A 7,511-nucleotide genomic window follows, 5' to 3' on the forward strand; every position below is an offset into this window, starting at 1 on the left:
TGAATTCCCTAACAAGATGGCTGTGCTTGCACACTGGTTCTAGGTAGTTTTTGACTGCCAGAAACCCCATCTTGCTTCAAAAAGGTTATGCTAAATATTGGGTTGAATTAGAGTACAAAACACAAACTTGAGTTATGACGCTATGTTGATGGTAGATTGAATATAGTTTGCATAAAGATTTACTAAACCTTACCTACACTTTACATAGAGCTTAACAATGGATTCGAGATAAAGTGAGCCTCTAAACAATTCCTTGATACTTGGTAATAAATATTCGTTTAACTGCTAGCAGCAGCTATTGAGATTATTGCATCACTAGCCTACCAATATTTGAAGCAGATTGTCATGAAGCGCTAACAATCTTGGCACATTCCTAAGAATTTTCTATCCACATACCCCCACCCCCTATCCAACATTTGAATAAATTAGTGTAAACGCTGTTAACCAAGCGTTTACACGTGTTAACAGTCACGTTAACGCCGTTAACGTTATTTTTTTAATTCAAGAGAGTACGTATACATACTGGGGTTGTAAAATTTTAAAGAATAGTGACAATTATATCATCAAACAGTTATAATATGGATTACAATCTTTTAAATTTATATCTTCAGCCGTTATTGGTCAAAAGACCAACAACGGCTGAAAGGGTATTCTCTATTGCAGAAGTAACAAAAATCACAGAACTTCTCGACAACTTGAACGCCAAATTAATAGCATACTCTGTACTCTCTACGGCAATTTATACTGTTGAAAGAAACTCCAAATCACATCGTTGGCGACGATAGCATCCGAAATGGCATCGGCGCCTGCGCGTACTTTATCACCGCCAGGCCATGAGTGCCCACCATCTTCTGTTAAATAAATTTGAATAGCGCTGTTATTACAGCTAAGCCATTTGGTAAGAGTATATTTTGTCAAAGTATTGACAGTCTTGGCACTGGTATTGCAAGCATCTATTCCCAACCAAGTATTGATACCCGTCTCAACAGGCGGCACTACAAAACCTAATGTACTTCGTCCACCCGTGTAGGGTACTTTGGTATCAAGCTTAGAATGAATATGTAAGATTGGTACCGACCTAGACGCCACACAAGGACTTGTTGTTACCATGGTTCCTGCCACGGGCGCAATAGCCGCAATTTTGCTAGAAAGCTCACAGGCTAGTCTATAGCACATCATAGCGCCGTTGGACATTCCTGTAGCGTAGATTTTTTTTGTAGAAAGTCGTGGATATTTTTTGTGCAAATCATCGATCAGATTACTAATAAATTTTACATCATCTATTTGTTTTTCAACGGCATAATCACAGCAGGTTCCTGCATTCCATGTTCTTGCGCCCAAAATACCGTCGCTACGTACTCCCTCTGGATATACAATGGCAAATTGAGATTGGTTAGCTTTATCAGTCAAATAATAGTTGGTTTCCATTTGTGTGGCACTTCCCCCACCACCGTGTAAAGCTATTACCAAAGGCACGTCTGAACTTTGATTATAATTGGGTGGTAGATTCAATAAATATGTTCTTGACAACGCATCGACTGTCATAGTTCCCTCTACTCTCAACGACGATGCTGTTGGTAAAGTGGTATCATTTTTTTTACAACTTCCCAAAATGAGAGAAGTCAGCAATAGTAAAACGGCTTTTTTCATAAATACAAAAATAGAAGATTAAAGATTTTCCTTTGGATTGGCCTCAATTCAGAAGGATTAATCTTGAATTACATTTTCCAGTAAAATGAGTGTTTTTACAATGAAATTTGTGTGGATTGGTCTTGATAACCATTACCTACTGCGATTACTCAACTATTGTTTCCGTCGGGATAGTAGTTATCATACAAGCTTTATTTGAAGGTATTCTACCGAATTGCAATCCATTTAGCCCAATCATCTAAACAAAAATGTGTAAGTTCTATTTTTGTGAGCTAAGGCAATAGACCGCTATGTCACTGAAATTGCTTACAAGGTCAATAAAAGTAAAGCCTGTGATTTTATTCGGCTTTTCAAGTAGCAAATAGACCTTAAGCTAAATGAATATCGACAAATTGATTATTTTTAGTATTTATCTAATAAAATATAAGTTTAATTTCTAAAGAAAAAAGGTAATTCATGCAGAGGTAAAACTTCTGCATTTTTTGTTATTCAGTAGAGCAGTTATAATGAAAAGTCTAAAATATCTGATATTGCATATTTTTAGCCGTTAATTGCTAAAAATATCAGGATATAGTGCTATTAAATTTGTAATAAATAATCTTGATTTATAACAATTTGAAATATGGCAAAGAATCCTCACTATTTTTCGCACCTAGCACATGTTGAGGTGTTGACTACAGACCTCGCAAAATCCGTTGAGTTTTTCAGAGATGTTGTTGGAATGGACGAAACTGGCAACGAAGGCTCTTCGGTGTATCTACGTGCTTGGGGCGATTATTATCATCATACACTTAAGCTTACACAAAGTGAAAAATCAGGTTTAGGACATATTGGCTGGCGTGCCGACAGTCCTGAGGCATTGGAAGATGCAGCGGTTTTTCTTGAAAGTATTGGTGCTGGTTTGGGATGGACAGAGGGCGATTTGGGACATGGACGTGCCTACCGATTTAAGTCTCCAGAAGGACATATCCATGAGATTTTTTGGGATGTAGCATGGTTGCGAGAAAGTGGCGAAAGAGGTAGTATTTATGCCGATCGCTATGCCAGCAACCGCCTAAAAGGAGCTAATCCTCGTCGTATCGACCATGTAACGTATATGGTTTCGAAAGGGAAATATATTGAAGAAAAAGCATTTTGGTCTGCATTAGGCCTAAGAAATCCAGATGAAATCCGTATTGCTGACGATATTCCACCAATTGGCGGACTTTGGACTACGGCAAATTTATCGCATGATATTGCCATTTTTACAGACCTGAATATTGGCGAAAACGAAGCTGTTTTAAACCACATTTGCTGGAATGTCGATAGTCGTGAAGAAGTGCTTTTAGCATTGGATTATTTTATCGAAAAAGGTTTCAAATCTGTTATGGGTGCACCCACACGCCACAAAGCAGATGAAGGATTCTTTATCTATATCATCGACCCGGGCAGTGGTATTTTGTTTGAATATTATGCTTGTGCTCGTTTGGTATTTGCTCCAGATCATTTGGACGTACACTATCTTAAAGACAATCCCAATGACGCATGGGGTTCTGCCAATCCATTTGCTGAAATGGGCAAAGGGAAAAAACTAGGACTCACCGACGGTGTCGTACAACCTGCTGATATTTAAGATAAAAGCACAATAACTCCTCAATTTTTTCTACCCTTTTTAATACAAAACTAAAATCTCGAATCACGATGTGGCATTATTTTCAGGGGCAATATATGCCTTCTTATCAAGTCAATAGAGCTTTAACGCAAGCCCATTACGGTGGGGGCGAATTTGCAGAAGTATTAGAAGTAGCCAGTCAGATTACCCCAGGCGATAACGAAAGTTTTCATCAAGCTTGGGCCAAAATGGGTAATAATGTATTTGATTTAGCCGAAGAATTTGCTCAAAATGGCAATGACGTTTCAGCTCGTCGTACTTATTTACGCGCGTTCAACTATCTGCGTACTTCTGAGTTTTTCTTAGTTCCCAACGACGAGCGAAAGCTTCCTTCTTACTTAAAATGTAGAGAAGCTTTCATTAAAGCTGTACAGCGTTTTGAACATAAACCATTACAGGTTGAAATTCCCTTTGAAGGTTCGTTTCTTCCGGGATATTTGTTTGCACCTGTGGGTGTCAAAAACCCTCCTTTGATGATTATGTTCGGTGGACTAGACAGTTTGGCAGAAGAACTTTACTTTGGAATTTCTCAACATCTCAACGAAAGAGGCATTGCTCTACTAGCAATGGACGGTCCAGGGCAAGGAGCATCTTTGCGCCTCAACCATATTCATACTCGCTATGATTTTAATGTAGCTGGTACTGCGGTGTTGGATTGGGCTATTGCAAATCTGTCCGAACATATCGATGTTAGTCGAATTGGTATTGGTGCGGTGTCGATGGGTGGTTATATGGCAGCTCGTTGTGCAGCTTTCGAACCACGTTTCAAGGTTTGTATGGTATTTGGAGCAGTATGGTCGTATTATGACATTTGGAAAAATCGCCCAGACAACCATCCTTTAGCTGAAATTGTAAAGCATATTGTAGGCGCCGAAACGATGGCTGATGCTCGTGAACGTTTGAAGTTATTTGCTTTGGACGATGTAGCAAAACAAATATCCATGCCAACGTATATTCTGCATGGAGAAGACGACCGTCAAAATTTTGTAGAAAATGCCTACAAGCTCAACGAAGCACTTACCTGTGAGCACGTATTAGAGGTAGTTCCCAAAGAAAGCAGCGGTTCGGCTCATTGCCAAATCGACGACTTTACCAAAACCTTCAATATGTACGACTGGGTAGCAAAGAAGTTGTTTGCTTAAAAGAGTCAAAAAGGCATTAGGCAAGAAGGGGATAGTTTAAATTTTACTAATGCCTATTGCCTTCTTGACTAGTGCCTCAATATTCCATATCTCCAAATTTTCGAAAAAAATATACACATGGTAACCCAAATCAAAAAAGGTATTACCTACGCTGAGAGTAAAGAAGCTGATGCTAAAGTGAGGGCATTGGTCGAAGAAATGCTTGAGAATGTAGCCACCAAGGGCGATAATGCCGTGAGAGAATATTCTCAAAAACTTGACAACTGGTCGCCTGAGAGTTTTAGATTATCGACTCAACAGATTGAATCGATTGTAGCTTCTCTTCCTGCGCAAGTCATCGAAGATATTCAATTTGCCCAAAAACAGATTAGAAACTTTGCTGAGCATCAAAAAGCAGCATTGAAAGATATAGAGGTAGAAACCCTCCCAGGTGTTTTTCTAGGACATAAAAATATTCCTATGAATTCGGTAGGATGCTATGTTCCCGGAGGAAGATACCCAATGGTGGCGTCGGCACACATGAGTGTCTTGACAGCCAAAGTAGCAGGAGTCAATCGTGTAATTGCTTGTACACCACCGATTAAAGGTGAAATTCCTGCCGCTACTGTTGCCGCAATGCACATGGCAGGTGCTGATGAAATTTACTTATTGGGTGGGGTTCAGGCTATTGCCATGATGGCATTAGGAACCGAAACCGTCCAGAGCGTAGATATGCTCGTGGGGCCTGGTAATGCGTATGTAGCCGAAGCAAAACGCCAGTTGTTTGGTAAAGTAGGTATCGATCTTTTTGCAGGACCAACCGAAACTTTAGTAATAGCTGATGATACTTGTGACGTAGAAACTTGTGCCACCGATTTGTTGGGACAAGCAGAGCATGGACCAACTTCTCCAGCTATTTTATTAACGTCTAGCAAAGCCATTGCAGAAGGTATTGAAACTGAAATACAAAGACAATTGAGTGTATTGCCAACCGCCGATATTGCTAGCGTATCGTGGCGCGATTACGGGCAGGTAATTCTCTGCGATACAGTTGACGAATTGGTGGCTGAGGCCGATCGTATTGCCAGCGAGCACGTGCAAGTAATGACCGAAAACCCTCGCTATTTCCTAGACAAAATGACTAACTATGGAGGGCTTTTTCTCGGAGATAAAACCAATGTAGCCTATGGCGACAAGGTAATCGGCACAAATCATACTTTGCCGACCAAAGAGGCCGCTCGCTACACAGGTGGACTTTGGGTAGGAAAATTCATGAAAACGTGTACCTATCAAGAAATCAGAACCCCTGAAGCTAGTGCATTGATAGGCGAGTATTGTTCGAGACTTTGCGCTATTGAAAACTTTTGGGGACATAAAGAACAAGCTGATTTGAGAGTACGAAAATACGGCAAAAGTGAAGTCTAAACAACCAACCGTACTCGTAACAGGCGGGTCGGGCGAAATAGGTTCTGCCATTTGTCAAAAGTTTGCTCAGCATGGATATGCTGTCATTGCGACCTATCAGTCCAATCAGGCAAAAGCGGAACAATTATTAGAAAAGCTAGGCGAAGGTAATCATAGCATTTTTCAAGCATCCACTACAGACGCTGAGGCTTTAGTAAAACTCAAAAGCTTTGTTACGGAGCGCTATGGTAACTTGAATGTTTTGGTAAACAATGCAGGAATTACTACACCAGTAGCTCATGATGACTTGGAAGGATTGTCGGACGAATGGATAGATAAAATCATGCAGACCAATTTTAGAGGCAGTTTTGCCATGGTCAGAAGTATGAAAAATCTATTGACACAAACTGCCGAAGAGCAACAGAAAGCATCAGTTGTAGTCAATATTTCTTCAATTGCTGGCATTTTTGGTATAGGTAGCAACGTCGCCTATTGTGCTTCAAAAGCAGCTTTGGACTCCATGACTCGCTCTTTGGCTAGAGTTTTGGCACCTCAAATACGTATGTTTTCTGTTTCCCCAGGTTTTGTGGAAGGTGAATATACCAAAAACTTTGAGGCGTCTTTTTTAGAAAACCAAAAGGCTAATACGCCACTAGGACGATTTGCAACGGGCACAGATGTAGCCAATGCCGTGCATGCTCTGGCAGATACCTTAACTTTCTCGACGGGAGGTATCATTACAGTAGATGGCGGAAGACTATTGAAATAATTTTTAGACCAAGTCATAGCTACGAATGTAGCTTTCCTAAATTTTTCACTATGAAAATCATTGATCTTTCAGTAACTATTTCTGAAAAAATAAAAGAACCACTTCCTACCAAAATTGTGTACGAAGACCATAAAGAAGGTGCTAAAAAAATGGGCGGTAAACTTTTTGAAGGCTTAACCGACGTTTTTATAGAAGGCAATGGTCCTGCGGGTGAATTTTTGACCGTCACAAGTCACTGCGGTACACACGTAGATGCTCCTTATCATTACTTTCCAACTTGTGAGGGGAAACCTTCTCGCACCATCGACGAGATGCCCTTGGAGTGGTTTTTTAATGATGGTGTTGTATTGGATTTTACAGATAAGCCAGACGGCTATATGTTTGAACCAGAGGATTTACAAGAAAAACTCGATGCCATTGGGTATACCCTAAAACCCTTTGACATTGTGCTGATTCGTTGCGATGCCGACAAGCGTATTCATGATGATGACTTTGTCAGAATTCACGTGGGAGCATCAGCCAAAGCGACTCACTGGCTGATAGACCAAGGTATCAAAGTTATGGGTACCGACGGTTGGGGCTGGGATATTCCTTTGCACATTCAGGCAGCAGATTTTAGAGAAAAACCACGTCCGGGTATTATTTGGCAAGCACATTATGTTGGTATTGAAAAAGAGTATTGTCAAATCGAAAAACTCGCTAATCTTGACCAATTACCTCCTTTTGGTTTCAAAGTAGTCTGTTTTCCTGCCAAAATCGAAAAAGCTAGTGCTGGTTGGACACGCGCAGTAGCAATTATTAACGAATGATTCAGCGTAATAACTCATTCACTTAGTCGGAAAGTTGTCCTTGCCTAAAATAGGTTGCCCTGAGTTTTAGCCAAGTTAAAGTAATCAAAATAGTAAAATAGTTTGAT

The 7,511-nt window shown here is 40.3% G+C and carries 6 protein-coding genes; 5 read left to right on the forward strand and 1 reads right to left on the reverse strand.

The window, feature by feature from the left end; genetic code table 11:
* Positions 1-729: 729 nt before the first annotated feature.
* Positions 730-1,650, reverse strand: a complete 921-nt coding sequence (locus GVN22_RS26325; RefSeq protein ID WP_166553994.1) for a PHB depolymerase family esterase — start codon at positions 1,648-1,650, stop codon at positions 730-732.
* Between the two features lie 622 nt (positions 1,651-2,272).
* On the opposite strand from GVN22_RS26325, the gene GVN22_RS26330 reads away from it, so the two are divergent.
* From GVN22_RS26330 to GVN22_RS26350, 5 genes are all read left to right on the forward strand, one after another.
* Positions 2,273-3,262 (forward strand): VOC family protein, encoded by a 990-nt coding sequence (locus tag GVN22_RS26330; RefSeq protein ID WP_166553995.1) that lies wholly within the window; start codon positions 2,273-2,275, stop codon positions 3,260-3,262.
* Between the two features lie 68 nt (positions 3,263-3,330).
* Positions 3,331-4,443, forward strand: coding sequence for a S9 family peptidase (locus GVN22_RS26335; RefSeq protein WP_166553996.1), 1,113 nt, complete (start codon positions 3,331-3,333; stop codon positions 4,441-4,443).
* A gap of 117 nt (positions 4,444-4,560) precedes the next feature.
* Complete coding sequence (hisD, locus tag GVN22_RS26340; RefSeq protein ID WP_166553997.1) at positions 4,561-5,847, forward strand: histidinol dehydrogenase; 1,287 nt, start codon at positions 4,561-4,563, stop codon at positions 5,845-5,847.
* The gene (locus GVN22_RS26345; RefSeq protein WP_166553998.1) at positions 5,837-6,595 is read left to right on the forward strand and encodes an SDR family oxidoreductase; all 759 of its coding nucleotides are present in this window, start codon (positions 5,837-5,839) and stop codon (positions 6,593-6,595) included. The genes hisD and GVN22_RS26345 overlap by 11 nt, the downstream gene beginning before the upstream one ends.
* A 50-nt stretch (positions 6,596-6,645) precedes the next feature.
* On the forward strand, positions 6,646-7,404 hold the full coding sequence (locus tag GVN22_RS26350) for a cyclase family protein (RefSeq protein ID WP_166553999.1): 759 nt from the start codon (positions 6,646-6,648) through the stop codon (positions 7,402-7,404).
* Positions 7,405-7,511: the final 107 nt, after the last annotated feature.

This window comes from Cellulophaga sp. BC115SP (genome assembly GCF_009905545.1).
GTDB classification, from domain to species: Bacteria; Bacteroidota; Bacteroidia; order Cytophagales; family Spirosomataceae; genus Flectobacillus; species Flectobacillus rivi.